We start from the raw sequence: 25,354 nt of genomic DNA, 5'->3' as shown, positions 1-25,354 counted from the left end.
TTTCTTCTTTCATTATAACTATTATAGTTATATATTATTAATCAATATTGTTAATATATATGGAGAAGACTTAAAAATTGAGAGATAATAATACTTATAACAATATTAGCACCAAAAGGATTATTGCAATCGCAAACCAGAAAGGCGGAGTCGGGAAAAGCACCACAGCTGTTAATCTGACTGCATATCTCGGCCATTTCGGCTTCAGATCCCTTATTATTGACATGGATCCCCAGAGCAATTCGACAAGCGGTCTGGGTTTTGAATTCGGTTCGGATAAAAAATCGATTTACAATATACTGATATCCGGAGAAAACATAAATGACATAATCGCTAAAACTGAATTTTCAAACCTGTTTATCATTCCTTCCTCGATACAGCTGGCAGGAGCTGAAGTTGAGCTTGTAACAAGTATGAAACGTGAATACAGGCTAAAAGAAGCAATCAGCAAACTGAACGAATCATATGATTATATAATAATTGACTGTCCGCCCGCTCTGGGCCTTCTGACAATAAATGCATTGAGTGCCGCAAATGAAGTCATAATACCGATACAGTGTGAATACTATGCTCTCGAAGGACTGGGACAGCTTCTTAACACAATAACACTTGTAAGGGAAAACCTTAATTCCGAGCTTGAAATAGCCGGAGCTCTTATGACAATGTTTGATCCAAGAATAAAGCTTTCCGAACAGGTACTTTCTGAAGTTAAAAAATATTTTTCAAGTAAAGTTTATAATACAATAATCCCCAGGAACGTAAGATTAAGTGAGGCGCCAAGCTATGGAAAGCCCATTCTATTCTATGATCCTGACTGCAAGGGGGCTTTGGCATATAAGGATTTTACAAAGGAAGTGATTGAAAATGGCTCAGAGAGGACTGGGTAGGGGATTAGGAGCCCTGATACCCAATATAAGCAAGACTTCGGAATCTTCAGAAATAAATTCCAGCAGTATTCTTGATATAAGTATTGATGTTATTGAACCTAATAAAAATCAACCGAGGCGTAATTTCTTTGAGGACAGCCTGCATGAATTATCTGAATCTATAAAGCAGTTTGGAGTGATTCAGCCGATTACAGTAAGAAAAATAGATGGTGAGGAAAAGTATGAGATAATTGCAGGCGAAAGAAGGTTCAGGGCAGCAAGAATGGCCGGGCTTACAACAGTACCGGCAATCATCAATACAAATGTAGATGATAATTCAAGTCTTGCAATGGCTTTGATTGAAAATATTCATCGTGAGGACTTAAGTCCTGTTGAGCAGGCCCTTACGTTCAAGCAGCTGCTGGAAGAATTTAAGCTTACGCATGATGAGCTTTCCAGGCAGGTAGGGAAAAGCAGGGCTCTTATCACAAACACATTAAGAATATTAAGCCTGCCCATAAGTATCCAGAAACTTATAGATGAAGGGAAAGTGACGGCGGGACATGCAAAAGCCCTTGCAAGCCTGAAAAAAACTGAAGACCAGCTGCAGATAGCTGAAGATATAGTTAAGTTCGACCTCAGCGTAAGGGAAGTGGAAAAACTGGTAAACAAAAAAAAGAGCCTTCCTGAAGCCAGAAAAAATCGGGAAATCATACCGCTTTCCAAATTCTCTTCAATAAGTGAGAAACTATCCGGTATTCTTAATACTCCTGTCAAAATAATACAGGGAAAGAAAAAGGGGAAAATAGAGATAGAATTCGGAAGCATAGGAGATTTTGAAAGAATAGTGGAAAAAATTTCAGGGAACATATAGACGGCTCTTTTCGGAACAGCGAAAAAATAGAATTTTGTTCTTCTCCAAGAGGATATTGTTACAATGTCTGGACAGCACCGGAGCGCTCCTTATGCATTATATATGCCGTTTTGTTTTGCAATAGAAGTTACAATGTTTGGATGGTACCGGACTGCTCTTTATTTTGAAGAGATGCTTGTAGCAAGAATACCGTATAGTATAAATAATCAGCTCCATATCTGAATGATGTTTTGCCGTGACATCGCTATGTTCAGACAAAGTTCAGATTATGTTCAGACAAAGCTCAAATTACCACGCTTCCTTAATAAGATTATGGTTATAAGATTACGGTTATCCGGTAACAAACATAAGCCCTTGTGTAATTAATTTGCTGTAAAACGAGCTATCCGGGTACCGGGTTATACGTCTTTCATATGAGAAATGACTTCTTTTGTAATCAAATCAACCAGTGAATCATATACAAGTGTTTTTGCCTCCGGCTTGAAAGCCGGTTCTTCCAGTCCGCATGATGTATCATCACATGAAATGCAAAGTGTTTTATCAGAAGCGGTAATGCCCTTGCTTCCAAAAACATCCATACGATCCTTGACAGAGTTTTTAATTGCTTTCTGTACTATTTTTGAAAGATCCCCGTAGCTAATGCATTCGGGATTTTCATTAAGGAAATTACGTGCAGTTTTTACTGCGCCGGCAGACATTTCGGTATAAAAGTTTATTTTTGAGATCCCAAGGCTTACCGCTTTCCTGAAATCATCATCTGATATCCCTGAGCCGCCATGAAGCACAAGGGGTATGGGGATTGCATTATTTATTTTCTCTATTCTGTCAAAATCAAGATTAGGCTCACCCTTATAAGTTCCATGCACATTTCCTACAGATATAGCCAGAGCATCGACGCCTGTTTCTTCATAAAACCTTACAGCGTCTTCTACTTTTGTGAAGGATGCTTCATCTGCCGCATGAGGGGTAGGAGCAGCAACTCCTACAGCTTCGCCTCCTATATTTCCTATTTCACCTTCCACACTGACACCTACGCTATGTGCGATTTTTACAATTTCTTTTGTCTGTGCAATATTGACATCAAGCGGCTCTGCGCTTCTGTCAAACATAATCGATGTAAAACCGGCTCTTATTGCACGCATTACCGTTTCAAAACTATTGCCGTGGTCAAGATTAATGCAGACCGGCACCCCAACTTCTTTTGCAGCTTTTATAATCGCCGGTGCGATATGCTCAAGATTTAAATATCTGAAGTGAACTTCTGCAAGTTGCATTATAACAGGAGAATTCGATTCGATGGCGGCTTCTATTATAGGATCAATAAATGTCATACTGGTAACATTAAAAGCGCCTACCGCATATCTTTTTTTACTGGCGTGATTTAAAAGATCTTTTAAATTAATTAAAGCCATATCAAAATCCTTTCATTGCAACTACTTAAATATAATAAAAATAAACCAAATCCGGTGATTTTTAAATATAATAAATCATTTAACTTCCTAGATAAATAATTATACACAAAAATTTGAAAATTATTATTAAAAATTAAATTGCTGATTCATTCTGCGGACTGTCTCAAAATATAATTAACAGTAGAAATAAAAGAACAGGAGAAGGCTTTGATCCCTTCTCCTGCCCGGATAGCCGTTATTATTATTTTTGCGAAGGAGCCTGAACAATTCATTAACAGCCAATTCTTTAAAAACCGCCTGCCGCCTGTAAAACGTACTTGCATACTTACAGAATTACAGGGCTACAAAGTTACAAAGTTACAGAACTACAGAATAGGCAGATAATTATTAATTTCATAATCTGTTACAAATGTTCTGTATCTCTCCCACTCGATTTTCTTGTTTTCGATGAATTTATTGAAAATATGATCTCCGAGCGCTTCTTTCATAAGAGCGCTCTTTTCAAGGTTTTTAACTGCTTCGTAAAGATTGTCGGGCAGAGTTTCTATGCCTGCTTCTTCCCTTCTTTTTAAATCCATTTCAAATATATTGGCCTCAATCGGATCAGAAAGCTTATATTTGTTTTTAATACCTTCCATTCCGGCTGCAACCATAACGCTGAATGCAAGATAAGGATTACAAGCAGGATCAGGACATCTGAATTCGACTCTTGTAGCATTTTCTTTTCCAGGCTTGTAAAGCGGTACTCTTACCAGGGTAGACCTGTTTTTTCTTGCCCATGATATATAAACAGGCGCTTCATAACCCGGCACAAGGCGCTTGTACGAGTTAACCCACTGATTAGTGATTGCGACAAATTCCTTGCAGTGCTTAAGAAGACCGGCTATATACTGTCTTCCCTCAGCTGACAGATTAAACGGATCTGAAGCATCGAAGAATGCGTTCCTTTCGCCTTTAAAGAGGGACTGATGCACATGCATGCCGCTTCCGTTTTCTCCGGATATGGGTTTCGGCATAAAGGTTGCATAAACGCCATGATTCCATGCGACTTCCTTTACCACTATCCTGTAAGTCATTGCTGCGTCTGCCATTGTGAGCGCATCCCGGTACCTTAAATCTATTTCATGCTGTGACGGGGCAACTTCGTGATGAGAGTATTCAACAGCAATCCCCATTGCATCAAGGTAAAGAATGGTCTCCCTTCTCAAGTCGCTTGCAACATCAAAGGTTGTAAGATCAAAATATCCGCTATTATCAAGCGTTTCGGGTTTGCCGGCATCTTTTTTAAAGTAAAAGTATTCAAGCTCAGGCCCCACATAAAATGTGTATCCAAGGTCTTTGATCTTTGCAAGATTTTTCTTTAATATCCATCTGGGATCTCCTTCAAAATGTTTGCCGTCCGGTGTCATAATATCGCAAAACATCCTTGCAACTCCTTTTTCGGAAGGTCTCCAGGGAAGTATCTGGTATGTTGAGGGATCAGGCATGGCTATCATATCGCTTTCTTCAATTCTTGAAAAACCTTCTATTGAAGAACCGTCAAAACCCATTCCTTCCGACAAAGCTGATTCCAGCTCTTCAACAGTTATTGAAAAGCTTTTAAGCATACCCTGAACATCCGTAAACCATAATTTTATAAATTTTATATGGTTGTCTTTTGCTTTCTTTAATACAAATTCTTTCATCTGATCAATTTTTTTTAAATCTTCCACCAGCTCCTCCTCCATGGTTATTATTTCGATTTAAAATAAAAAAATAATCTTTTAAAAATTCCGGATTAAATGTAAATCCCGGACCAGCCTGATATATTATTTCTTTTTTAATATCAAGACTTGCAGGACCAATGATTAGAAGATTGACGTTCAGCGAATCTGCAGTTTCCGGAACCGGATTTGTCATCCGGAAATTTATATTATTTTTATAAAAATCCTTTGCTGAAACTCCGAAATTACTTCTTAAAAGATTCCGTATGATCTCAGGAAGATCTTTGTTTCTGGAAATGATTCTTATATTTTCCATATTTTAATCTCCATGTTACAAATCAATCAGTTCCTGAATTTGTTTGTTATGGGAAATCTCCTGTCTTTGCCAAAAGCCCTTTGTGTTATTTTGATGCCGGGGGAACTCTGTCTTCTTTTATATTCATTCATGTCTATAAGTCTTATTACTTTTTTTACTATTTCTTCGGGAAAACCAAGAACATCCCTGATATAATCATAATCCATGTCATCCTCTATGTAAGATTTTATTATTCTGTCCAGCAAATCATAAGGAGGGAGACTGTCCTGGTCTGTTTGTCCCGGCTTTAACTCGGCTGAGGGCACTTTTGTCAGGGTGTTTTCCGGAATAATATCATTGAATTTTTTATTTATGAATTCACAAAGCTTATAGACTTTTGTTTTATATATATCTTTTATGGGTGACAGCCCGCCGGCCATATCACCATAAAGTGTACAGTATCCGACACTTGTTTCGCTTTTGTTCCCGGTTGAAAGGACAAGCCAGCCGAATTCGTTTGACATGGCCATTAGAATATTGCCGCGGATTCTTGCCTGTATGTTTTCTTTTGTAAGATTTATATCGTCCGAACTGAAAATTTTATTTAATGTTTTAAGATAAGCATCATAAATTTCTGAAACAGGTATTTCAACATGACTGATTTTAAGGTTTGCAGCCAGATCCAGGGAATCATCTATGCTTGACTTGCTGGAAAAAGGCGAGGGCATTAAAACTCCTGTCACATTTTCGCTTCCGATGGCAAGAGAGGCAATTACAGCACAGATTGCGGAGTCCACGCCTCCGCTTAATCCAAGGACGGCTTTGTTAAATCCGTTCTTGTGGAAATAATCTCTGGTTCCAAGAACAAGGGCTTTAAGAATCTCATCTTCCTCACAGGCAATCAGCTCTTTATAATCCAGACTCTCAGCATTGCCCGCTAATTTTTTTCCGGAACTTTTTGGAGGACCGGCGATGTCTGAACAGGATATTTTCCTGTTTATTGGAATTTTTATCACTTCAATATTATAGTCTTCCCAGGCATTCAAGAGTTCCGGCCTCTGCATTTTATATCCCGGATCTTTAAGCCTCAGGGATTTGACTTCTTCCAGATCAAGGTCATAAATCAGCAAATCTTCCTCAAAAGGTCTGCATCTTGCAAGAAGAGTTCCCCCGGCATCAAACAGCATTGAATTACCGTCAAAGACAAGCTCATCCTGTCCGCCTGTCAGATTAACATAAAGCATGCAGGCTCTTGAATCAACCGCCCTGGCATGGAGCATTTTTTCTCTTTCAGCGGGCTTGCCTATATAGTAGGGCGAAGCGGCAATATTGATTATCAGTTCCGCTCCTCCCGGAACAGATTGAATTTTTGCAGGCTCTTCAGCATAACAGATATCCTCACATATGCTTAATCCGACAAGACATCCGTCTATATCTAATATTTTATTGCTGTTTCCCTTCTGAAAATAACTTTCCTCATCAAAAACAGAATAGCCGGGAAGATTCTGCTTGTCATAAAAAGTAATAACTTTTTTATCAGAAAAAACAAAAGCAGAATTAAATATTCCATTACTTTCTCTTACAGAACCGCAAATTACTATCAGACATTCAGACAGTTCTCTTAGTTTTTCTATATATTTTAAGTTCGTTTGCAGAAAAGAAGGTTTTAATAAAAGGTCTTCGGGGGGATAACCCGTCAGCGTCAGTTCAGGGAATACTATAATATCGCAACCATAACCTGACGCAATATTTACTGCGTTGTTTATTATTTTGAAATTACCTTCAAAATCACCCACAATAGGGTTAACTTGTGCAGCGCAAATCCTTAAAATTGAAATTTTGACTCCAGTTTTCTGATTTTTCCTATTCTTCCCCTGATATTTTTTTCCCGACTTCTTTTGATATCATTTCAGGAGTCCATTGAGGTTCCCATACCAGATTGACATTTACATTGCCGATCCCGTTTATTTTTTTAACGCTTGCCTGCGCCTGTTCCCTGATAAGTATATGCATGGGACAGCCTTTTGTTGTAAATGTCATATCGATATCTACATTATTATCATCATCAACTTCAACTTTATAAATAAGACCAAGATCCACTATATTTATCGGGATTTCAGGATCATATACTTCTGCAAGAGCTTTATAAACGTCGTCGCTTGTTATTTTTCCCATTTTAATCTTTTCTTTCTGTGCTTTATGTTAAAAAGTAAAATATTTTTCCTTCAGGCTACTGTTGTAAACAACCGAACTTTTTATATTTTTACTGCAGATCTTTTTAAGGCAGTCGATTAGATAATCGGCTTCTTCCCTGGTGTTTTCAAAACCCAGGGAAATTCTTATCGAATTTCCTGTAAGTTCCTGGCAGATTCCCATCGAAAGCAGAAATTCATTTCCCTCTGCATAACCGTTCTGGCATGCAGATCCGGCTGAAACCGCAATTCCGCATTCATCAAGTTTTTTAACAAGACTTTCTCCTGTAAAATCACGGAAAGTAAAATTTATATTTCCCGGCAGCCTTTTTTCATTATGACCGTTATAGATTACCCCGTCTATCTGTGAAATAACTTCATCTCTTATATAATCCCTTAAAATTTTAAGCTCCTGTGCCCTTTTATCTATTGTAGGAAAGAGAATGTCTGTAGATTTTGCAAGTCCGACGATGCCGGGAATATTTTCAGTTCCTGATCTGCGGCCTTTTTCCTGTCCTCCTCCAAAAATCTGGGGAACTGTTTTTACGGAGTTTCTGATATACAGGGCGCCAGTACCTTTGGGAGCATAGACTTTATGTCCGGAAATTGTAAGAAGATCGACATTGAGTGATTTTACGTCCAGCGGAATGTTCATATAGCTCTGAACTGCATCACAATGGAAGACAATGCCTGCCTGCCTGGCTGTTTTTCCGATTTCTTCTATCGGCTGTATTGAACCCATAATATTATTTGAGTGCATTATGCTTATAAGCATGGTTTCAGGCTGAATGGCTTTTCTGATTTCATCAGGATTTACTATTCCGTACCTGTCAATAGGCACATATGTAATTTTAAAACCTTCATTTTCCAGTATTTTAAGAGGCATGTGTACTGCAGGGTGTTCTATTTCAGAAGTGATTATATGGTTTCCCTTTCTAAAACAGGCTTCTGCTGTACCGAATATTGCCATATTGTTGCTTTCAGTTCCTCCGCTTGTAAAAATTATTTCTTCCGGAGAAGCGTTTAATGCTCCTGCAATTGTTTTTCTGGAGTCTTCAAGCATTTTGCGCGATTCTTTTCCAAGAAGATGAGGTTCGGAAGCATTTCCATAAAAAAGAGTCATTGCATCATAAACAGAATCAGCAACCTCCTTTAAAACAGGAGTAGTCGCGCTGTGATCCATATAAATATAATGACTAAAACGATTCATCATGCTTTTTTAGGTTTTCAATGAATTGAATTATAGCAATAAATCAATAATAATACTTTTAAATACCGGCAATATTGTTTATTTTTTCTATATATGACTTCATGTCAAACTTGCTGAGTGTCCCCGGATGGTTCACATATCTTATTTTGCCAAATATTTCTCTTTCTTTCCAGAGGTGGCCGCAAACAGTGCCGGCCGACCATGTAGCTCCTTTATGCCTGTCGGATCTATTCTATTCAGATTGTATTTGTCATTCAAATATATTGCATTTTTTTGTGCACCATGGGAAACAGCGCCCCATTCAGGGATTTTTTCCCGGCACATCCTCATACATCACGCATTTTACCGGTAGGCATTATTTTTTTCCGTTTATCATTCCGGAGAGAATCATGTGTTTCAGCCGGCTCAAACGCATCCGTTATGCAGATATAATTTCTTTTATTCCGCATATAAATATTAAAAGGCATATTTTTTTATTTTTCTGTTTCAAATAAACGGTTAATCTGTTAGTTTTATAATCTGTTAGTGTTAACTAAATTGCATTATGAGAAAAGACATTTTCTGGTTAAGGAATAGTTTGAAAGTAAGCAAATTTGCAAAAATTGTATCGTATATATTTGACGGATCTTATATATCGATTCCGGCTTATTTTGTCATGAATCTTTATATGCTCCACACATATAAAGAAATACTCCTGTGGTCTTTTTTGTGTATTCTTTTTGGAAGCCTGATACCGTTTATGTTTATTTTTATCCTGTATAAAAAGAAAAAAATAAACGACCTGCATGTTCCCAAAAGGGAAGAAAGAATAAAACCTATTCTTGTCACTCTTGTAAGCTATATGCTCGGTTTTTTTGTTTTTTATATACTCAAGTCTCCGGTTTATCTCAGAGCGATATTTTTCGGTTCCTTCCTGACGGTCTTCGTGTTTATATTGATAACATATTTCTGGAAAATCAGTTTTCATACAAGCTGGATTACATTTTTCTGTATAACCTATTTTATAATTTTTGGGAAATGGGCATTATTTCTTATTTTGCTGATTCCTCTTGTTGCATGGGCAAGAGTAAAAATAAAAAGACATACAATAGCACAAGTTATTTGCGGATCTGTGGTAACTGCAATAACCGCTTTCTTCGGCTATTCTTTCTTCGGCATGTTTAAAATTTTCTGATAAGAAACATATGGAAAAGCCAGAGCAGATATATTTCAAGAAATGAAAGAATAATCCCGATTACTACCGACAGTACAAGATATGCTGAAAACAATCTTTCTGATTTTTTTGAGAAACAGGGAATAAACAATACAATCAGAAGATTCGAAAATGTAAAAGTAAAAATGATTGCAGAAATATTTAGGAAATAATAAAAATTTCCGAGAAAAGCGGGTTTTAAAATTGCTGTCAGTATAAAAATACTTGCAGCAAAGAGCAGAACGGTAAAATGCCGGGCGGAATCAAAGATTTGCCTGTTTTTTGGATTTTTGTAGTACTGGAATGCAAAAACCGGATAGCAGATAACAGATATCCCCATTCCTGACAGATATCCTGTTGTTATTCTTATAATATTATTTGTTTCATATATTCCCATATAGGAAAAAAGCCCGTCTATTCCTGCAGAGATGATAAAAATAATGCTTGATATGATTATATATACCGGCGGAAAGCCTGATTCCTTTTTTCTGAAAATAATCAGCATTATAATTATGGAAAACATAAATCCAATATAAATACCCATACATCTTGAACAGACAGGCATGCTTTTTGTGCCGAAACTTATAGTCCGTTCCGGTATCTGGTGACAAACGGAAAATCCGATTTTATTAAAAATATCTAACAGAAAGTCGGTCATGGTAATTAAAAACTATAATTATTTCTATAGGAATAATATCAAAAGCTGGGCTGAAATTCATAAATATAGTTTTTTACTATCTTAATTGTTAAAATCTATATTTATTGTAATATTAATAAGCTGATTGGAGAATAATATGATTTTTGACTTTCATAACCATACATTTCTGTCTGATGGAGAAAGCATACCTATTGAGCATATAAGAAATGCAAGTAAAAACGGATATTCCATAATAGGTTTAACGGATCATGTCAGCTATTCAAATATTGATTATATAATAGATGCTTTAAAAAAAGATTGCAGACTTGCAGAGGAATACTGGGATATAAAAGCTATCCCGGGCGTGGAGCTTACAAATGTACCTGTAAAAAGCATAGATGAGATGGCAAAATATGCCAAGGAAAAAGGAGCCGGACTTGTAATCGTCCATGGGGAGAGTATTGTAGAACAGGTTGAGCCGGGAACTGATTATTATGCAGTAAATTCAGACTATGTGGACATTCTTGCCCATCCGGGACTTATCACTCCTGAAGAAGCGGACATAGCGGCAGCAAAGGGGGTTTTTCTGGAAATAACAGGAAAAGCAGGACACAGCCTCACGAACGGGCATGTGGTAAAAACCGGAAGAGAGCAGGGGGCAAAATTTCTAATTAACAGCGATTCACACAGTTATGAGGGCCTTTATTTCGGGGACGGACAGATCAAAGTTGCAAGAGGTGCCGGATTGGATGAAAATGAAATAAAAGAAATATTTGATAAAAATGTGAAACTTCTTTTAGAAAGAATCGGGATGTAAAATGGATAAAATAATATATATTGATTGTTTTTCAGGAATCAGCGGGGACATGATGCTCGGGGCCCTGATTGATCTTGGGCTCAAAAAGGATATCCTGATTGAGGAACTAAAAAAACTTCCTGTAAATGGATATAAGATAATGATTAGCAGGGACACTGAAAATAAAATTGCCTGCACCGATTTTAAAGTGGAGATATCTGATTCACAGACATCAAGAAATTATAAAGAAATAAAAGAAATAATAAGCAGCAGCAGTTTGAAAGAAAATATAAAAAAGACAGCAATTTCTATTTTCGATGTTCTTGCAGCTGCAGAGGCAAAAATACATTCTGTTCCGGCTGACAAGCTTCATTTTCATGAAGTGGGGGCAACTGATTCAATAATTGACATTGTCGGTACGGCGATAGGGCTTGACTATTTTGGTTTGAAAAAAATATATTCCGCACCTGTTCCTCTTGGCTCCGGATTTGTTGATACTGCTCATGGCAGACTGCCGGTTCCTGCTCCTGCTACAGCAGAAATACTGAAAGGCATTCCGGCATATTCAGGAGATTTTGATTTTGAAGTTACCACACCGACAGGAGCAGCTATTTTAAGAAGTTGTGCAGATTCATTCTGCAGAATGCCTTTCCTTAATATAGAGAAAATAGGGTATGGAAGCGGAAGCAGAAAAACAGATAAAATTCCGAATCTTTTAAGACTTCTTCTCTGTCATGAAAATATACGGAAAAACAAGGATATTTCTGAAATCAGAGCAGGAGCATTGTCTGAAGGCTTTGATTTTGAAGAAGTAATTATTCTTTCGACAAATATTGATGACATGGCTCCTGAGCATATAGGTTATATCACAGAAAAGATTTTGCAGGAAAAGGCGCTTGACGTATGGACCGAGCCTGTGTTTATGAAAAAAGACAGACAGGCAGTTCAGTTAAATATATTATGCAAAAGCAGTGAAGAGGTTAAATTATCCAGAATGATTTTTGAAGAAACCACAACTCTTGGCATAAGAAGGACCAGGGCCGGAAGATATTTTCTTGAAAGAAAAGAAGATTTTGTAAAACTTCCATACGGAGAAGTCGGGATAAAACTCGGATATTTAAAAGGGGAGATAATTACCTGTTCGCCTGAATATGAATCATGCAGACAGCTTGCCCGAAAAACAAAGAAACCCCTGAAAGACATCTATCGCGATGTCGGCCGTTTTTTTTCAATGAGATAATATCTTAAAATTTCCTGTATTATTGCAACTACCGGTACAGCAAGCAGCAACCCTATCCATCCGAATACAGCTCCGCCGGCAATCAGCGAGAAAATTATTATTCCCGGGTGAAGCCCTATCTGGTATTTCATGATATTTGGAGATATCACATAGTTGTCTATTTGCTGGATGACAACAAAAATTATTACAACAAGCAAAGCCTTAAGCGGGGATACAAACAATGCAGTAAATGCTGCCGGGATCGCTCCTATTATGGGACCCAGAAAAGGGATAAGGTTAAGCAAACCGGCCATAAAGCCTAAAAGAACTGCAAAATCAATTCTAAGTATAAGAAGAGCTATTGTGCACAAAACTCCGACAATAAAAGAAACGATCAGCTGCCCTCTTATATATCTGCTGAAAACCCCGTTTATTTTTGTAAGCATGGTATCAATCTCAAGCCTTTTTCTGACAGGTATTATTTTTAGAAAGGCAGAGCGTATCATTTCTTTATCTTTCAATATGTAAAAACCAAGTATGGGGCCGATTATAAAGTTAAGGACTATGCTGAAGACCGTTCTGGTTACAGTAGTGGCTCCCCGGAAAATATTGAAATTCTCTATATTTAGCAGTCCTAGCAGATATTTGGATATTTCCTCTGCCGTAAGCCGGGTTGATTCAATCTGGAAAAAATCCTGTACGTTCTGCACAAGAGTATTTGTAGCTACAAGATTGCTTAAATAGTCTGAAAGGCTTTGCATATAAAAAGGTATCTGCATTATAAATGTCTTGAACTGCTCTACAACAAGAGGGATAAGAAAGAACATTATTACAAAGATGACTGCAAGAAAAACAATGTAGGATATTGTTACCGCAAATATTTTTTTCATCTTTTTTTGAAGAAGTTTCACAAGCGGTATGAGCATATATGCGATTATTATTCCTATAAGAAGGGGAGTTACCGCTGTTCTTATCAGACGGACTATGTAAAAGATAAGGACAATTATTATAATGAAGCCAATCAGCGACCATGAGAATATACCGATATTTTTCATCGATGATACACGGTCGCCGTTTAAAAATCTGTTTTTAAATTTTTTTTTCGGGTTCTGCAAATTTAATTAACCGCCTCTTTATGACAGGAACCTGAAAATATTATTATTAGAATTATATAAACAAACAGGAATGATTACAATTTTACAAAAAGTCTTTTAAAACCTATTATTTTAAAATAAAGGAGGCATTTTATATTAATAATTAATTGAAGTAAAAGAGCAATTATGATAAATTTTATAAGCAATTTTTATTTTAATAACTGAGTTAGCAAAATGCCGGTACAATCTATAGCTTCCTATATCTCAAACTTAATTTCATTAGGCATAATGATTTTTATCTCATTATTCCTTTTTCTGATTATTTTTCTGGTTTTCAAAGTTCTTGCAGGGAAAAAAAGAAAAAATGAAACAGAAGCAGAAAAACAGCAAAAGGGCTCTTATGTCTTCAGGATAATAAATATAAGAAAAGATCCCAATCTGCTTTTAAATCTTTTTTCACTTTTTACGTTTTTTGTTATTTTTATATTTTTTATTATTCTGGCCTTATGTTTTATTGTAATTAAAGATCTTGTCGGTTTGAAACTAAATCTTTTTTTCATAGGAATAATTTTTGTTTTTGTAATTGTCACTATTATACATATTGTAAGGTCGGGAATATTTAGGCAGGACTGATTGTTTTGAGTAGTTCGCTTATAAAATCAAGTTTTAATATTTATATATCAGGATTTGGATGCTGCAAGCAGGAAATTATTGCTTCCACAGGTCCGGTATACGACATAAGCAGGTTCGGAATATCCGTAGTAAGTTATCCTGAAAGCGCCGATGTGCTTATTGTGCAGGGATTTTTAAACAGAAAATATGTGAAAAGACTCATCGAAATATATGATGCCATGAAAGATCCAAAATGGGTAATGGCTTATGGAAAGTGCGCAATTGAAAATGCGTATTTTGAATCTGATGATACTCTAATAAATACTTTTAAAAAAAAGATGAATTTTGACATTTATGTTCCCGGATGTCCGCCAAGGCCGGAGGCATTCATATATGCAATGTTAAGGCTTGCAGAAAATGTCTGAGCAGGAAAGTAAAATAATCAGAATGACAGAAAAAGAACTAAAAGATAATAAATTAAAACGTTCAATCAATTATTCAGAAGATATTGAAAAGGAAATTGATTTCCTTTTTGGCAATAAAATCGGCGCTGTTTATAATTATGGAAGAGATATTCTGTTTGATGTTGTTCCCGAAAATCTTTCTGAAGTAATAAATGTTCTTAAAAATAATCCGGATCTTGAGTTCGATATATTAAGCTATATAAAATACAAGGAACAGAGAAATTTTCTTATAATCGGTCTTCTTTCTTATAATAAAGGTGTAACAATAAATATAAGAGTAAGACATCCTTTTGCCGAAAAAAGAACAGAATATAAATCAGTAATTGACTCTGTCAGACAGTATTATGAGACAGCGGAATATTATACGGACAGACATTATCTGAAAGATGCCAGCAGAGATGCAGTCATACTTTCGCAGACACCTGAGACACTGGACAGTTTCGACATATATCTCTCATTTGAAGATGACATAATTACCAAAGCATACCTTTCAAACGACATTTCGTCTTTCAACCAGAGCATATTATTTAAAATTTCTGAAATAAACAAAATTATTGCCAGTATAAATATATTAAGCTATAAAGCTGCAATTTTTCCTGAAATATGTTTCTGTATGGGTATCGAAAATCTGCTTTCAATGAAAATACCCAAAAGGGCAGTTTACCTGAGAATGCTTTTATGCGAACTTTTCAGAATATCAAGCCATCTTTCTTTTATTGTAAATACAAGCCTCGTAATAGGCAGCCAGTATCTTCTCAACTATGTTTTAACTGAAAGAGAAAAAGTACTTAATATTATTGAGATGATCACAGGCTCAAGGATAATTCCCAATTTTACAAGAATAGGCGGGGTAAAAAAGGATATAGATGAAAATACTCTCAAAACAATATTTAAGTCTCTTCCTGTAATATTTAAAAACATCAGAAGAATAGAAGACTCATTCTCAAGCGATATAGTCATCCTGGGAAAACTGAAGGAAATCGGAAATTTAAACGTAAAACAGGCGCAGTCATTTGCCCTTACCGGTCCTAATCTCAGAGCATCAGGTTTCAGATATGACATGAGAAAGGACCCCGGGCATTTGCTGTATAAAGATTTTCCTTTTACAATTCCGCTGGGCAGATATGGAGATAATCTTGACAGAGTGATAATAAGGTTTAAGGAAATATACCAGTCTTTAAAAATAATAAATGAGATAATAAGGATTATGCCTGTGGGTCCTGTAGACAAGATGTTTGTCCCGTCTTCAATTGAATATGAACAGTCGTCGGTAATTTCAAGCGTCGAGTGTCCGGACGGCATATTCAAGCTTTATATGGAAATCCACCCGGATTCAAAAATAGAAATAATACCGATAGGTCCCTTATCGAATAATATGTTCGCCTGTGAAAAAACGCTGGAAGGCTGTAATTTTAATAATCTTTTGACAACTATATCAAGTTTCTGTATAGAGAGTCCGGAAATGTATTAGCGCACGGATTTTTTATTATTATTGTTTTATATATTATTATTTTGGAAGTTTGAAAAATGCTTTTGATTTTTAAAAAAATTGGAATAATTGTACTGACTCTGGGGATAAATCTGTATATTGTTTCACTTTTAAACAATAAAATCATTGCAAGAACAGAGTTAAGGCGTGGATTTAGAGGGCATAAAAGAGGAGGGACAGGTTTTCCGTTTTCAAGCTCCCTTAAATACATATCCAAAGATTACAGATTTTCCATTTGGGATATAATTATTTTTGTATTTTCTCTGAGCATGTGGGCTTTTTTACCAATCTCTTACAATATCTCGCTTATTGAATCGGACTTCAATCTTATCGCAGTTATAGTAATTTATGTTCTTATAATTATCCTCAGGATTTTTTCTGTTTCATGCTCAAATTATGGCTTTATAATAAGTGACTCCCTGAAAAGAATAAATCAGATACTTTCTCTTATGCTGCCGATGTTTTTCTGCATATTGTCTGTAGCTGTTTTAAACAGTACTTTAAGTTTCAGGACAATTATAAACTCGCAGTACCGGCTATGGAATATTGCATACCAGCCTGTCGGCTTTATAGTTTTTTTCATAAGTATTGTTCTTCAGATAAAACTGCTGAATCTTTTTGACTTGAATCAATTTACTTTTGAGGACAACATTTTAAAAGAAGGTGAAGGCATAAGCAAGCTTGTCCACAGATTCTCAGGATATATGATAATATTTTTTACAATTATTTTGTTTAATACCCTTTATCTGGGAGGATGGGAAAAGCTATATATGATAAGGGGAGATATCATGGTTGCAATAAAATTTTATGTTGTCCTGGTGCTAATGATGATTTTTGAAAGATCCATATCCGGTATTAATAATGAAACAAAAATTATCAATCTCAGTTACAAGATATTGCTTCCTTTATCAGTTTTTAATCTTTTGCTGACAATAATTTTTTATATATTAAGAAATGTATATTCATTGGTTTAAAATAAAATATGCTGAGAGTAATTAAAAACTTTTTTATAAATCTGGGGAATATTTTCAGAAAGCCCAAAACTGTTTTATATCCGAGGGAAAAAATACTTATAAATGAAGGAAGCCGCGGTCTTCCAAGGTTAAAATTAAATCTTGATACCCTGGATATAATATGTAATGGATGTAAGGACTGTGAAAAAGCATGTCCGCAGAAATGCATAGCTGTAAAAAGAACATATGAGGATAATGAAGCTGTGCTGGATGAGTTTTATATAAATCTGGGATTGTGCAGTTTTTGCGGAAACTGCGTTGAAGTGTGCAAATATAAGGCAATCGAACTTTCTTACAGGTATCAGATGGCTGAACATGATATTGAAAGCCTGGAAATAGAAAAGATGGATCTTATAAAACAGGCAGAATATTCCATAAGAGATTTCTGGACAAAACCATAGGCGACGGAGAGTATAATGGAAATAAATAATTTAATAATAATTAAAAATTCCCAATATATAATTCTGTCCGCAGTTCTGATATTTGCAGTCCTTTCCCTGATTTGTGTTAAATCCACAAGAAAATTTGTTTTCCTGTTTTTTTTCTTTCTTTTTACAGGATTTTTTTATTTCACCCTGGGATTCATGGAGCTGACTTTTTTGCTTGCAGTGCCGGCAATGCTTTTTACAGCTTCTTTTTATCTGTTTGAGTTAAAAAAAGAGATTTTTTCAGTTAAAAACATAAGTGAGGAATCCGGTGAAGATTTCAGTACGGTTTCCCTGGAGTATGAGCTTGAAAAACGTCCGGGGAAAAAAGAGTCTCTGTTGAACTATATTATCCCTGTCCTTTTTTGTTCGGGCATTATGTTTTTGTTTATAAAATTAAATACCGACTTTATTAAATCTTTTAAGATTGCCGACAAAATAACCATTGCGACATTTTCCGATATGGCAAAAGAGATTTTTTCAAACTATATAATACTGATAATAATTTTGATGATTTTGATTTTTATGGTTTCAATATGGTCGATTACAATAATCAGCAATAGGAGAAAGAGATAAAATGGATATAACTTTTATATTTCTTTCAAGCTTGACATTGTTTTTAATAGGAGTATTTTCTTCATTATTTTTTAAAAATATATCAAGAATAATAATTTCCCTGCAACTTATTTTCACTGCGGCAATAATTAATTTTCTTGGTTTTTCACAGATTCTTTACGGAACTTCAATCTGGGCTGTCACTTTTATGCTTATTGCTGTAATTACGATATTCTTATTTCAGTATATGATAATTTTTTATTTAAAATCGAATATTTATCAGTACAAGACGGATAAACTGGATTTTTCTTCAGGTTTGTATAATTTCAAAATAAACGACTGGCTGGGTGATGATTAAATGGATCTGATAAAAAATATAGCCACATTCATAAATCCATTTGGAACAATAGCAGTACTTCTTTTGGCTGTGCTGGTGCTTTTGTTTTTTGCAAATTCGAAAAAAAACGGCCTGAAGACTTTCATCTTTATCTTTACGATCCTGGCATTTGCAGGAGCATTCATAGTAAATATTGCAGGATTTTTAAGAAACGGCGCTTTTTCCGATAATTTGTTTACTTCAGGTATTGCCCAGATAATTGAGATATCCTATATACTTATAATTTCATTAATAATATTTATAATAATTTTTGTATTTAACAGAAGCTCGGAATCTTTTTTAAAGCTTGCTCTTATTTTTCTTTTTTCTTCATCAGCTTTGATATTTTTCACCATATCCAGAAACTTTATTGCCTTTTTTGCAAGTCTTGTATTTTTCCTGATATCTTTGTTTGCATTAATAACGCTTATCAGCGAAACAGATGTTTTTGTTTTAAAAAACCGGAATATTACCAGAAAATCTTCAGATGCTGAATACCACAGTCGTGCTTATATGAGTATTTCAAAATTCTTTCTGGCAGTTTTATTTTCAGTGCTCTTCATCTTTTTCGGCACATCTCTGTTGTATGGAGTCTCAGATTTTAAGAACTTTATTCAGCTTTCCGAAGGTGTGGCTGCTTTTAAAGGCAATCTTGGTTTTGTATTTGTGATTTTCGGAATAGCTATTTATCTTTATTTTGGTTTTTTCCCTTTCCATTCACCGTATACTAAAATAACTTCAAGAATATCTCCCGATTCAAGTTATCTTATATGGTTTTATTATTTTCTGCCCGGTGTTATTTTTATTACAAGACTTTCTTCAATTATCTATACTGTCAATAATGATTTTAAAACGGTGCTTGTCATCTCGCTGTCTTTAATGGTAATAGTTTCAACAGCAGGCAGCGGTCTGGCTGTGCTGAAAACTAATAATTTAAGAAAGATAACTGCAAATCTTGTGCTTCTGATTTTTACAGGCAATATTTTTAATTTGCTTCTATATATGGTTGACTATATAAATGAAGATACCTACAGAATGCTGAACTACTCAGGACTGTCTCTGCTTGTTTTATCATTTCTTCCGGTGTCAGTGATTTTTACCCTGGCGGAAAAGAGAACAGGATATAATGATATAAAAAGATTGAAGACCATGTTTACAGGAAATAAAGCTGTTCCTGCAAGCTTCGTTATCGGCTGTATTTCTTTGATGGGTATACCGGCTTTTGCCGGATTCTCACATAAAAACCACTATGTGGACATAATCGGAAAAGCCTTTCAGGGAGGGCTTGATAATCTGTCTCCGATGCTTGGCTGGCTTATAATATTTACTGCAATAATCTATATTGCCTTTTTTACAGCCTGTATATTAAGAGTACTGATTTCAGGTCTTTCAGGAAAAACAAGTACAGATGATAAAAGCGTGTCATTTTCAAAACCATTATTGATATTCTTATATTTTTTTATGCTACTCATCATTATTGCCGGTATCTTTTATCTTCTTGGCTTGTTTGGAATAAGCACATCCGTCCTGAATTTTTCAGAGATAAAATTGTTTTAGAATATTGTTTATAAATAATAAAACAGGAAATTCTTTTTACAACCATGGTGAAGTCACACAGAGGAACATTTTTAATAATAGTAATGTTGATATTGTTCGTAATCTTTATTGTGATATTAAACACCGGACAATATAATTTCAGGGATACTTTTGAACCGGAGACCGCTCTTTCCGGGATTTTGCCTCGGTACCGGCTTATAGAACTGGACGATATAGATGTAAAAACCGATTATAATAAGAATGGTTTTAATGATGCAAAAGATATTGTGCTGGGTGCCAGAAAGCAGCTTGAAATAAAATCAAAAAACATTTTTATTGAGGGCTCGCAGGAACCAAATTATTATAAGGATGGTGATCCGCCGGCAGAATGGGCGCTAAATACGGATATTATTGCAAGAGCTCTTAAGGAAGCAGGATATGATTTAAGAATTTTGATCAATGAAGATATAAAGGAAAATTTTGACCAGTACCCCCTTCTAAAGCTATGGAATCAGAGAGTTACGGATATTGACATAGATTACAGAAGAATACAGAATATGGAGATATTTTTTCAGAGAAATGCAATTTCGCTTATTACAGACTTTAATAGTGCTGATTTGAAAAATCTTGAAAAATGGTTTCCCGGAGATATTGTTTTCTTTGACATGAACAAAGACGGGTTTACGGATAATGTAGGAATTATTACAAATAACACTACAAGAAACGGGACTCCCAAAATCATTTATAATTATATAGAGCCCGGATATACTGTTGAAGAAAATATTCTTGAGAACAGAGTTATCACCGGACATTACAGATTTTCCGAATAATTTTTCCGTGAGCGTAAATATGGGAAAGTATGGAAGAAAATTAAAATTTAATATAAATCCTTCGAGATTTTTTGTAATTTTTTTGATAATAATCCTGATATTGACTTCATATCCTTTCATCCGGCCCGGCAGACTTGAAGCTGCAACATTGCAGGAGCTTGCCTCAAAAATATCTCAACTAAGCTCAGATGAAGAGCAGCTTTTATCGGAAGTCCTGTCAGCAGAAACGCAGATAAGCCAGAAGGAAGGAGAAATAATTTCTCTTCAGAACAAGCTGGATAATTTTGAGGAAGAATTAAAAGAGCTTTATAAAAAAAAGACGGAAATAGAGAAAAATATAAAAAAATTACAGGATGAACTGGAAGAAAATGCTGTAAAATCTTACAAGTACAGCAATAACAGGGTAGCAAGAATGCTTATAAGCGCAAAGAGCCTTAATGAAGTTTCCAAGGTTCTTTATATTTACAGACGTATGATAAGAACCAATCAGGAACTGATGCGCAATCTTGAAGAAGAAAAAAATACCTACGAAATGATTTTTAGAAAATCGGAAGATACAAAGAATAATATAAAAATTACCAAGGAAAATATAACTCTCGAAAAAGAAGCTCTGGAAAATTATCTTGCAAACAGGGAGGCTTTACTGGCACAGGTAAAAACCGAAAAATCAGAATTTACTACTCTTCTTGCGGAAATAAAGGAAAGAATAAGACAGATACAGCCACCGGGCCTCACGCTTATTGGTGAATGGGATATGGTTGCCACAGCTTATTTCAGCGGTGGCGGAGGCCTGAGCGGGAATGGCATTACTGCTATCGGTTTTCGCGCAAGAAAAGGTATTGTTGCGGTTGACCCGAGAGTAATACCTCTGGGGACAAAACTTTATATCCCGGGATACGGCGAAGCCCTGGCTGCCGATACAGGCGGCTGGATAAAAGGAAACAGAATAGACCTTGTTTTTGAGAGTCTTGAAGAATGCTACAGATTTGGCAGAAGAAAATTAAAAGTGTATCTTGTCGAAGATTGAAAGCTTAAACTATTTTTAAAAACTCTGATAATTTTTGGAAGTCCTCAGTATACTGCTCGATGCTTATTTTGTTATTTACGGTAACGTCATGCGGAGTAAAAAATGGAACAAGTTTAAATGAAGGATTTTCGAATAATTTCATATGAAGATCTTCCATTTCTTTAACGTCTTTTTCTATTGAGAAAAAATATTTTAAGATATATTTGCTTGTATCCAATCCCAGCGTAATTAAAAGATGGGGAGTCATTATGGTTATTTCTTTTGAAAGGTAGGCTATGCAGTTATTCTTATGTTCTTCAGCCGGTTCGATGAAGCTTATTTTTTCGCCGTCAACGGCAGACATCTTCTTTCTTGGATTACATTTTACAAGATAAGTAAGGTAAATATCGCTTTCAAGGCTTAAATCGGAGTCATTTATTAATTTTCTTATAAGTTCTCCCGAAGCATCGCCTGTGAATGGAATGCCGGTAGATTCTGCACCGTCTTCTCTGGGGAAATCACCAATGATAATTATTCTTGCATTAACAGCGCCTACTCCGTGAACAGAAGTTTTTCTTAACCGGGCAAGCTCAGCACATTTCTTACAATCAAGAACTTTGCTGTTTAGCTCATCAAAATTTTTACTACAAGAATTTTGCATTGTGTGAAAAGTATACAATATTAAATTTTCATAGTCTATATGAAAATTTAATTATTTAAAAATAATTAAGAGGATTCTGAACATTTCCTTTTACTCTGACTTCAAAGTGCAAGTGCGGGCCTGTTGTATATCCTGTGGTCCCGACATAGCCTATAATTTGTCCCTTTTGTACTGTCTGGCCGACAGATACTGCAAATCCGGACAGATGAGCATAAAAGGTTGCAAAATCACCGCCATGATAAATAAGAATACAGTAGCCGTATCCTCCGTGATATTCAGCTTTTAATACCTGTCCGCTTTCTGCGGCAAAAATATTGCTTCCGGATGGAGCCCATATATCAATTCCGGCATGAAATCTGACAGATCCCGAATAAGATCTTCTGTTGCCGAATCCGCTCGACAGTTTTCCATAAACCGGCCACATCAGTTTCCCTGTAGGAGATGAACCGTAATTATACTGCTGCAGAACTTTTGTTATCTCCACCTGCTTCTGTTCAAGCTGTCTTTCCAGGGTAAGAAGGGCTTCTTTATTGGCAGTTGCAATGGTCAAAAGCTCTTTTTTCTGATTATATATTTTTTCAAGCTCATTTTTCTTTTTCTGTGATTCTTCAATAAGGCTTTCAAGTTCTTTCTTCTGCTTCAGCTCTTCTTCATGCATTTTTATTATATTTTTCTGTGATTCAATCAGTTCCTGTTTCTTGTCTTTTATTTCATTGATAATCTCAATATCCTTTTGGGCAATTGCCGATACCATTTTCAACCGGGTAAAAAAATCGATGAACCCAACTGATTTAAAAATTACGTCTATTGAGCTGCTGTTTCCCTTTTTATATATTTCTGTCACTCGCTTGTTCAGAATTTCAGTTTTTTCCAGAATTTCTGCTTCTATCTTTTTTAACTCTTCCTTTTGCATGGCAATATCGATTGTCATATCTGAGATATTGTTTTTAGACTCATCAAGTTTTTTATTCAGCTCTTCCAGGTCATCAAGGACTGCAAGCATATTGTCTTCAACTTCATTTACCTGTTTTATATAATTTTCCTCTTCGTTTCTGGCATCTTCGACTTTCTTTTTGGTCTCTTCCTTTTGCATGCCGATATCTTTGAGGCTGTCCCCGGCTGAATCTGCATGAATGCTGGCGGGAACCAGACCGGGCTGAAATATCAGGATGGATATTATTAGCAGGATAATGAACTTCAAACTATATTTATTTCTAAAAAAATTCATTTTCTTCTATCCGTATTGTAAATAAAATATTTTATTACCGGTTTACTTAAAGAAATGCTGTTGCAGAATCTTTTCCCCACGTTTTATTTTTAAAAAATTTTTTTCATCGAACCTGCACTGCGCCAGTCTGCTTAAAAGCTCCAGAGAACCTTTTATGATTTTCAGTTTTACTTCCCTGTTAAGCATTTTACTCATAAGGTCAACCATATCCCCGGCAAATCTGATATGTATCTCTTCAAGATCATTATTATCGATCAACGTGACCTGTTTATAGTTTTTTATGATTTCAACAAATAAAAATTCCGCCATCTTTCTGTCGTATCTCTGCCCGTAAACCTTCCTGTTGTTAAGCCAGCTCCCAGGTATTTTATCTTCCTGGCCAGTCCATAAAAGATAACCGCGATAGGGGTCTCCTCCATATTCAATCCAGCCTCTGCAAAGATAATAAGTTGCCGGGTCTTTTTTAAATTCTTCAAGATATTTCTCTTTTGAGCCGAGAAACAAACTTATGCAGTCGTCGACCCTGGGTATTATAATTTCATATTTTTCAGATTTCAAATTAACAACCCCGTTGCTGCATAGTCCATAGCCAAGCAGGATATTATCATAATCTCCTTCGATACCATCTATAACTTCCTGCAATCTTTTATTCATTATATTCGGAGTATTATGAAGATGCTGCTCAAGAAAAATGCATTCGAGATTATTGTCAGCCTTATTCTTATACATGGTAAATTCATTTTTCATTACATCGCATACTACGGCTATGCTTTTCATTTGATTTCCCAAATTTTTATTTCTGATAAATAAAAGTCCAAAAAAAAGACCTGCATATAATATTGTCATTTTATCATCTAAATCAAAAAAGAAAAAAATCATTTCTCATATAAAGACCTTTTAAACTTTTCATTTTTTTTGATATTATTAGCCAAGCTATTATTAATTATTTAAAAAGAAGGAGTAAGTATGGCAAAATATCAGGAGCTTGCTGACTCAATCCTTACGGGTAATAATGTAAGAAGCAAGGAGATTACCCAGGATCTGGTGGGCAAAGGTATAGACCCTGCAGAAATACTCAACGGAGGTCTTATTGCCGGTATGGAAGTTGTCGGAAGAAAATTCAAAGCCAATGAAATGTATATTCCTGAGGTGCTCATTGCAGCAAGAGCAATGCATGCAGCTATGGATATTTTAAAGCCGCTTCTTTCAGAAGCAGGTGCTTCATCCAAGGGCACTGCTGTTATCGGAACGGTACAGGGAGATCTTCATGATATCGGCAAAAATCTTGTATCAATGATGCTTGAAGGTGCGGGTTTTAATGTTGTTGATCTCGGCGTGGATATTTCGCCTGAAAAATTTGTGGAAGCAGTAAATTCCAGCAAGGCAGACATCCTTGGGCTTTCCGCTCTTCTTACAACAACAATGCCTGCGATGAAAGAAATTATTGATGAAGTAAGAAAAGACGGAAGCGCAAAATCTGTGAAAATTATAGTTGGCGGTGCTCCTGTTACACAGGAATATGCTGACAGTATTGGCGCTGACGGATATGCAGCTGATGCTTCAACAGCTGTTGAGGTCTCTGAAAAACTGCTCACCGTTTAAAAACCGGGTATTTAACCCGTTTAATAGGGATATTAAATTAAAAATGCCTAACCGGAATTAGGCATTT

The 25,354-nt window shown here is 35.7% G+C and carries 29 protein-coding genes; 17 read left to right on the top strand and 12 right to left on the bottom strand.

The genetic code is table 11. The annotated features are described in order from the left end of the window. The first annotated feature begins 104 nt into the window (after positions 1-104). The 3 genes from GXZ93_03605 (at position 105) to GXZ93_03595 (ending at position 1,962) form a co-directional block, all read left to right on the top strand. Positions 105-887 (top strand): ParA family protein, encoded by a 783-nt coding sequence (locus tag GXZ93_03605; protein ID HHT78866.1) that lies wholly within the window; start codon positions 105-107, stop codon positions 885-887. Further along, positions 865-1,740, top strand: a complete 876-nt coding sequence (locus tag GXZ93_03600) for a ParB/RepB/Spo0J family partition protein (protein HHT78865.1) — start codon at positions 865-867, stop codon at positions 1,738-1,740. The genes GXZ93_03605 and GXZ93_03600 overlap by 23 nt, the downstream gene beginning before the upstream one ends. Before the next feature lie 63 nt (positions 1,741-1,803). Next, on the top strand, positions 1,804-1,962 hold the full coding sequence (locus tag GXZ93_03595; protein HHT78864.1) for a hypothetical protein: 159 nt from the start codon (positions 1,804-1,806) through the stop codon (positions 1,960-1,962). 176 nt (positions 1,963-2,138) lie between these two features. Here the strand turns inward: GXZ93_03595 and GXZ93_03590 are convergent, their stop codons facing one another. The 7 genes from GXZ93_03590 to GXZ93_03560 all read right to left on the bottom strand — a co-directional run bounded on the left by GXZ93_03590 (position 2,139) and on the right by GXZ93_03560 (position 8,882). After that, positions 2,139-3,152 carry a class II fructose-bisphosphate aldolase gene (locus tag GXZ93_03590; GenBank protein ID HHT78863.1) on the bottom strand — a complete coding sequence of 338 codons (1,014 nt, stop codon included), beginning with the start codon at positions 3,150-3,152 and terminating at the stop codon, positions 2,139-2,141. 365 nt (positions 3,153-3,517) lie between these two features. Beyond that, positions 3,518-4,879, bottom strand: a complete 1,362-nt coding sequence (locus GXZ93_03585) for a glutamine synthetase (protein ID HHT78862.1) — start codon at positions 4,877-4,879, stop codon at positions 3,518-3,520. Further along, positions 4,842-5,171 carry a hypothetical protein gene (locus GXZ93_03580; GenBank protein HHT78861.1) on the bottom strand — a complete coding sequence of 110 codons (330 nt, stop codon included), beginning with the start codon at positions 5,169-5,171 and terminating at the stop codon, positions 4,842-4,844. Before GXZ93_03580 ends, GXZ93_03585 begins: the two co-directional genes overlap by 38 nt. Before the next feature lie 26 nt (positions 5,172-5,197). Next, positions 5,198-6,988, bottom strand: a complete 1,791-nt coding sequence (locus GXZ93_03575) for an NAD+ synthase (GenBank protein HHT78860.1) — start codon at positions 6,986-6,988, stop codon at positions 5,198-5,200. Between the two features lie 25 nt (positions 6,989-7,013). After that, positions 7,014-7,325 (bottom strand): metal-sulfur cluster assembly factor, encoded by a 312-nt coding sequence (locus tag GXZ93_03570; GenBank protein HHT78859.1) that lies wholly within the window; start codon positions 7,323-7,325, stop codon positions 7,014-7,016. Between the two features lie 27 nt (positions 7,326-7,352). Next, positions 7,353-8,552: a cysteine desulfurase gene (locus tag GXZ93_03565; GenBank protein HHT78858.1), complete on the bottom strand. Its 1,200-nt coding sequence runs from the start codon at positions 8,550-8,552 to the stop codon at positions 7,353-7,355. 141 nt (positions 8,553-8,693) lie between these two features. Continuing rightward, a complete protein-coding gene (locus tag GXZ93_03560; protein HHT78857.1) occupies positions 8,694-8,882 on the bottom strand; it encodes a hypothetical protein in 189 nt (62 codons plus the stop codon). A gap of 214 nt (positions 8,883-9,096) precedes the next feature. Here GXZ93_03560 and GXZ93_03555 point away from each other — a divergent pair, with 214 nt between their 5' ends. Then, positions 9,097-9,726: a hypothetical protein gene (locus GXZ93_03555; GenBank protein HHT78856.1), complete on the top strand. Its 630-nt coding sequence runs from the start codon at positions 9,097-9,099 to the stop codon at positions 9,724-9,726. Here the strand turns inward: GXZ93_03555 and GXZ93_03550 are convergent. Next, positions 9,713-10,402, bottom strand: a complete 690-nt coding sequence (locus tag GXZ93_03550) for a DUF2085 domain-containing protein (protein HHT78855.1) — start codon at positions 10,400-10,402, stop codon at positions 9,713-9,715. The two genes, GXZ93_03555 and GXZ93_03550, sit on opposite strands and share 14 nt — an antisense overlap. Before the next feature lie 136 nt (positions 10,403-10,538). Here GXZ93_03550 and GXZ93_03545 point away from each other — a divergent pair, with 136 nt between their 5' ends. Beyond that, a complete protein-coding gene (locus GXZ93_03545; GenBank protein HHT78854.1) occupies positions 10,539-11,198 on the top strand; it encodes a histidinol phosphate phosphatase domain-containing protein in 660 nt (219 codons plus the stop codon). Position 11,199: 1 nt separating this feature from the next. Next, entirely contained in the window at positions 11,200-12,417 is a 1,218-nt protein-coding gene (gene larC, locus GXZ93_03540; GenBank protein HHT78853.1) for a nickel pincer cofactor biosynthesis protein LarC, read from the top strand. Here the strand turns inward: larC and GXZ93_03535 are convergent. Then, positions 12,381-13,451, bottom strand: a complete 1,071-nt coding sequence (locus GXZ93_03535) for an AI-2E family transporter (GenBank protein ID HHT78852.1) — start codon at positions 13,449-13,451, stop codon at positions 12,381-12,383. The two genes, larC and GXZ93_03535, sit on opposite strands and share 37 nt — an antisense overlap. A 273-nt stretch (positions 13,452-13,724) precedes the next feature. Between GXZ93_03535 and GXZ93_03530 the strand changes: the two genes are divergently transcribed. The 10 genes from GXZ93_03530 to GXZ93_03485 all read left to right on the top strand — a co-directional run bounded on the left by GXZ93_03530 (position 13,725) and on the right by GXZ93_03485 (position 21,817). Further along, positions 13,725-14,123, top strand: a complete 399-nt coding sequence (locus GXZ93_03530) for a hypothetical protein (GenBank protein HHT78851.1) — start codon at positions 13,725-13,727, stop codon at positions 14,121-14,123. A gap of 5 nt (positions 14,124-14,128) precedes the next feature. After that, the gene (gene nuoB, locus GXZ93_03525) at positions 14,129-14,527 is read left to right on the top strand and encodes an NADH-quinone oxidoreductase subunit NuoB (GenBank protein ID HHT78850.1); all 399 of its coding nucleotides are present in this window, start codon (positions 14,129-14,131) and stop codon (positions 14,525-14,527) included. Then, a complete protein-coding gene (locus GXZ93_03520) occupies positions 14,520-16,037 on the top strand; it encodes a hypothetical protein (GenBank protein HHT78849.1) in 1,518 nt (505 codons plus the stop codon). The genes nuoB and GXZ93_03520 overlap by 8 nt, the downstream gene beginning before the upstream one ends. A gap of 56 nt (positions 16,038-16,093) precedes the next feature. After that, positions 16,094-17,029, top strand: a complete 936-nt coding sequence (locus GXZ93_03515) for a hypothetical protein (GenBank protein HHT78848.1) — start codon at positions 16,094-16,096, stop codon at positions 17,027-17,029. 8 nt (positions 17,030-17,037) lie between these two features. After that, the gene (locus GXZ93_03510; GenBank protein ID HHT78847.1) at positions 17,038-17,469 is read left to right on the top strand and encodes a 4Fe-4S dicluster domain-containing protein; all 432 of its coding nucleotides are present in this window, start codon (positions 17,038-17,040) and stop codon (positions 17,467-17,469) included. A gap of 15 nt (positions 17,470-17,484) precedes the next feature. After that, the gene (locus GXZ93_03505; GenBank protein ID HHT78846.1) at positions 17,485-18,069 is read left to right on the top strand and encodes a hypothetical protein; all 585 of its coding nucleotides are present in this window, start codon (positions 17,485-17,487) and stop codon (positions 18,067-18,069) included. 1 nt (position 18,070) lies between these two features. Further along, on the top strand, positions 18,071-18,406 hold the full coding sequence (locus GXZ93_03500) for a hypothetical protein (GenBank protein ID HHT78845.1): 336 nt from the start codon (positions 18,071-18,073) through the stop codon (positions 18,404-18,406). After that, a complete protein-coding gene (locus GXZ93_03495) occupies positions 18,407-19,981 on the top strand; it encodes a hypothetical protein (GenBank protein ID HHT78844.1) in 1,575 nt (524 codons plus the stop codon). Positions 19,982-20,025: 44 nt separating this feature from the next. Then, a complete protein-coding gene (locus GXZ93_03490) occupies positions 20,026-20,790 on the top strand; it encodes a DUF1287 domain-containing protein (protein ID HHT78843.1) in 765 nt (254 codons plus the stop codon). A 412-nt stretch (positions 20,791-21,202) separates the two neighbouring features. Next, positions 21,203-21,817 (top strand): hypothetical protein, encoded by a 615-nt coding sequence (locus GXZ93_03485; protein ID HHT78842.1) that lies wholly within the window; start codon positions 21,203-21,205, stop codon positions 21,815-21,817. Positions 21,818-21,821: 4 nt separating this feature from the next. Here the strand turns inward: GXZ93_03485 and GXZ93_03480 are convergent, their stop codons facing one another. The 3 genes from GXZ93_03480 to GXZ93_03470 are packed head-to-tail and all read right to left on the bottom strand — an operon-like array spanning position 21,822 to position 24,462. Beyond that, complete coding sequence (locus GXZ93_03480; GenBank protein HHT78841.1) at positions 21,822-22,457, bottom strand: hypothetical protein; 636 nt, start codon at positions 22,455-22,457, stop codon at positions 21,822-21,824. 55 nt (positions 22,458-22,512) lie between these two features. Beyond that, positions 22,513-23,685, bottom strand: coding sequence for a peptidoglycan DD-metalloendopeptidase family protein (locus GXZ93_03475; protein ID HHT78840.1), 1,173 nt, complete (start codon positions 23,683-23,685; stop codon positions 22,513-22,515). A gap of 42 nt (positions 23,686-23,727) precedes the next feature. Beyond that, positions 23,728-24,462 carry a DUF1638 domain-containing protein gene (locus tag GXZ93_03470; protein HHT78839.1) on the bottom strand — a complete coding sequence of 245 codons (735 nt, stop codon included), beginning with the start codon at positions 24,460-24,462 and terminating at the stop codon, positions 23,728-23,730. A 189-nt stretch (positions 24,463-24,651) separates the two neighbouring features. Between GXZ93_03470 and GXZ93_03465 the strand changes: the two genes are divergently transcribed. After that, the gene (locus GXZ93_03465; protein ID HHT78838.1) at positions 24,652-25,287 is read left to right on the top strand and encodes a cobalamin-binding protein; all 636 of its coding nucleotides are present in this window, start codon (positions 24,652-24,654) and stop codon (positions 25,285-25,287) included. Positions 25,288-25,354 lie beyond the last annotated feature (67 nt).

This window comes from Actinomycetota bacterium, assembly GCA_012837825.1.
In the GTDB taxonomy this organism is placed as follows: domain Bacteria; phylum Actinomycetota; class Humimicrobiia; order Humimicrobiales; family Humimicrobiaceae; genus Humimicrobium.
Note: the sequence above shows the minus strand (reverse complement) of the source record. Positions and strands in the feature narration are given on the sequence as shown.

Coding starts and splice junctions, on each gene's coding strand:
- GXZ93_03600 (HHT78865.1), top strand. CDS start 865: ATGGCTCAGAGAGGACTGGGTAGGGGATTAGGAGCCCTGATACCCAAT.
- GXZ93_03595 (HHT78864.1), top strand. CDS start 1,804: ATGTCTGGACAGCACCGGAGCGCTCCTTATGCATTATATATGCCGTTT.
- GXZ93_03590 (HHT78863.1), bottom strand. CDS start 3,152: ATGGCTTTAATTAATTTAAAAGATCTTTTAAATCACGCCAGTAAAAAA.
- GXZ93_03585 (HHT78862.1), bottom strand. CDS start 4,879: ATGGAGGAGGAGCTGGTGGAAGATTTAAAAAAAATTGATCAGATGAAA.
- GXZ93_03580 (HHT78861.1), bottom strand. CDS start 5,171: ATGGAAAATATAAGAATCATTTCCAGAAACAAAGATCTTCCTGAGATC.
- GXZ93_03570 (HHT78859.1), bottom strand. CDS start 7,325: ATGGGAAAAATAACAAGCGACGACGTTTATAAAGCTCTTGCAGAAGTA.
- GXZ93_03565 (HHT78858.1), bottom strand. CDS start 8,552: ATGAATCGTTTTAGTCATTATATTTATATGGATCACAGCGCGACTACT.
- GXZ93_03560 (HHT78857.1), bottom strand. CDS start 8,882: ATGAGGATGTGCCGGGAAAAAATCCCTGAATGGGGCGCTGTTTCCCAT.
- GXZ93_03555 (HHT78856.1), top strand. CDS start 9,097: ATGAGAAAAGACATTTTCTGGTTAAGGAATAGTTTGAAAGTAAGCAAA.
- GXZ93_03550 (HHT78855.1), bottom strand. CDS start 10,402: ATGACCGACTTTCTGTTAGATATTTTTAATAAAATCGGATTTTCCGTT.
- GXZ93_03545 (HHT78854.1), top strand. CDS start 10,539: ATGATTTTTGACTTTCATAACCATACATTTCTGTCTGATGGAGAAAGC.
- larC (HHT78853.1), top strand. CDS start 11,200: ATGGATAAAATAATATATATTGATTGTTTTTCAGGAATCAGCGGGGAC.
- GXZ93_03535 (HHT78852.1), bottom strand. CDS start 13,451: ATGAAAAATATCGGTATATTCTCATGGTCGCTGATTGGCTTCATTATA.
- GXZ93_03530 (HHT78851.1), top strand. CDS start 13,725: ATGCCGGTACAATCTATAGCTTCCTATATCTCAAACTTAATTTCATTA.
- GXZ93_03520 (HHT78849.1), top strand. CDS start 14,520: ATGTCTGAGCAGGAAAGTAAAATAATCAGAATGACAGAAAAAGAACTA.
- GXZ93_03515 (HHT78848.1), top strand. CDS start 16,094: ATGCTTTTGATTTTTAAAAAAATTGGAATAATTGTACTGACTCTGGGG.
- GXZ93_03510 (HHT78847.1), top strand. CDS start 17,038: ATGCTGAGAGTAATTAAAAACTTTTTTATAAATCTGGGGAATATTTTC.
- GXZ93_03505 (HHT78846.1), top strand. CDS start 17,485: ATGGAAATAAATAATTTAATAATAATTAAAAATTCCCAATATATAATT.
- GXZ93_03500 (HHT78845.1), top strand. CDS start 18,071: ATGGATATAACTTTTATATTTCTTTCAAGCTTGACATTGTTTTTAATA.
- GXZ93_03495 (HHT78844.1), top strand. CDS start 18,407: ATGGATCTGATAAAAAATATAGCCACATTCATAAATCCATTTGGAACA.
- GXZ93_03490 (HHT78843.1), top strand. CDS start 20,026: ATGGTGAAGTCACACAGAGGAACATTTTTAATAATAGTAATGTTGATA.
- GXZ93_03485 (HHT78842.1), top strand. CDS start 21,203: ATGCTTATAAGCGCAAAGAGCCTTAATGAAGTTTCCAAGGTTCTTTAT.
- GXZ93_03480 (HHT78841.1), bottom strand. CDS start 22,457: ATGCAAAATTCTTGTAGTAAAAATTTTGATGAGCTAAACAGCAAAGTT.
- GXZ93_03475 (HHT78840.1), bottom strand. CDS start 23,685: ATGAATTTTTTTAGAAATAAATATAGTTTGAAGTTCATTATCCTGCTA.
- GXZ93_03470 (HHT78839.1), bottom strand. CDS start 24,462: ATGAAAAGCATAGCCGTAGTATGCGATGTAATGAAAAATGAATTTACC.
- GXZ93_03465 (HHT78838.1), top strand. CDS start 24,652: ATGGCAAAATATCAGGAGCTTGCTGACTCAATCCTTACGGGTAATAAT.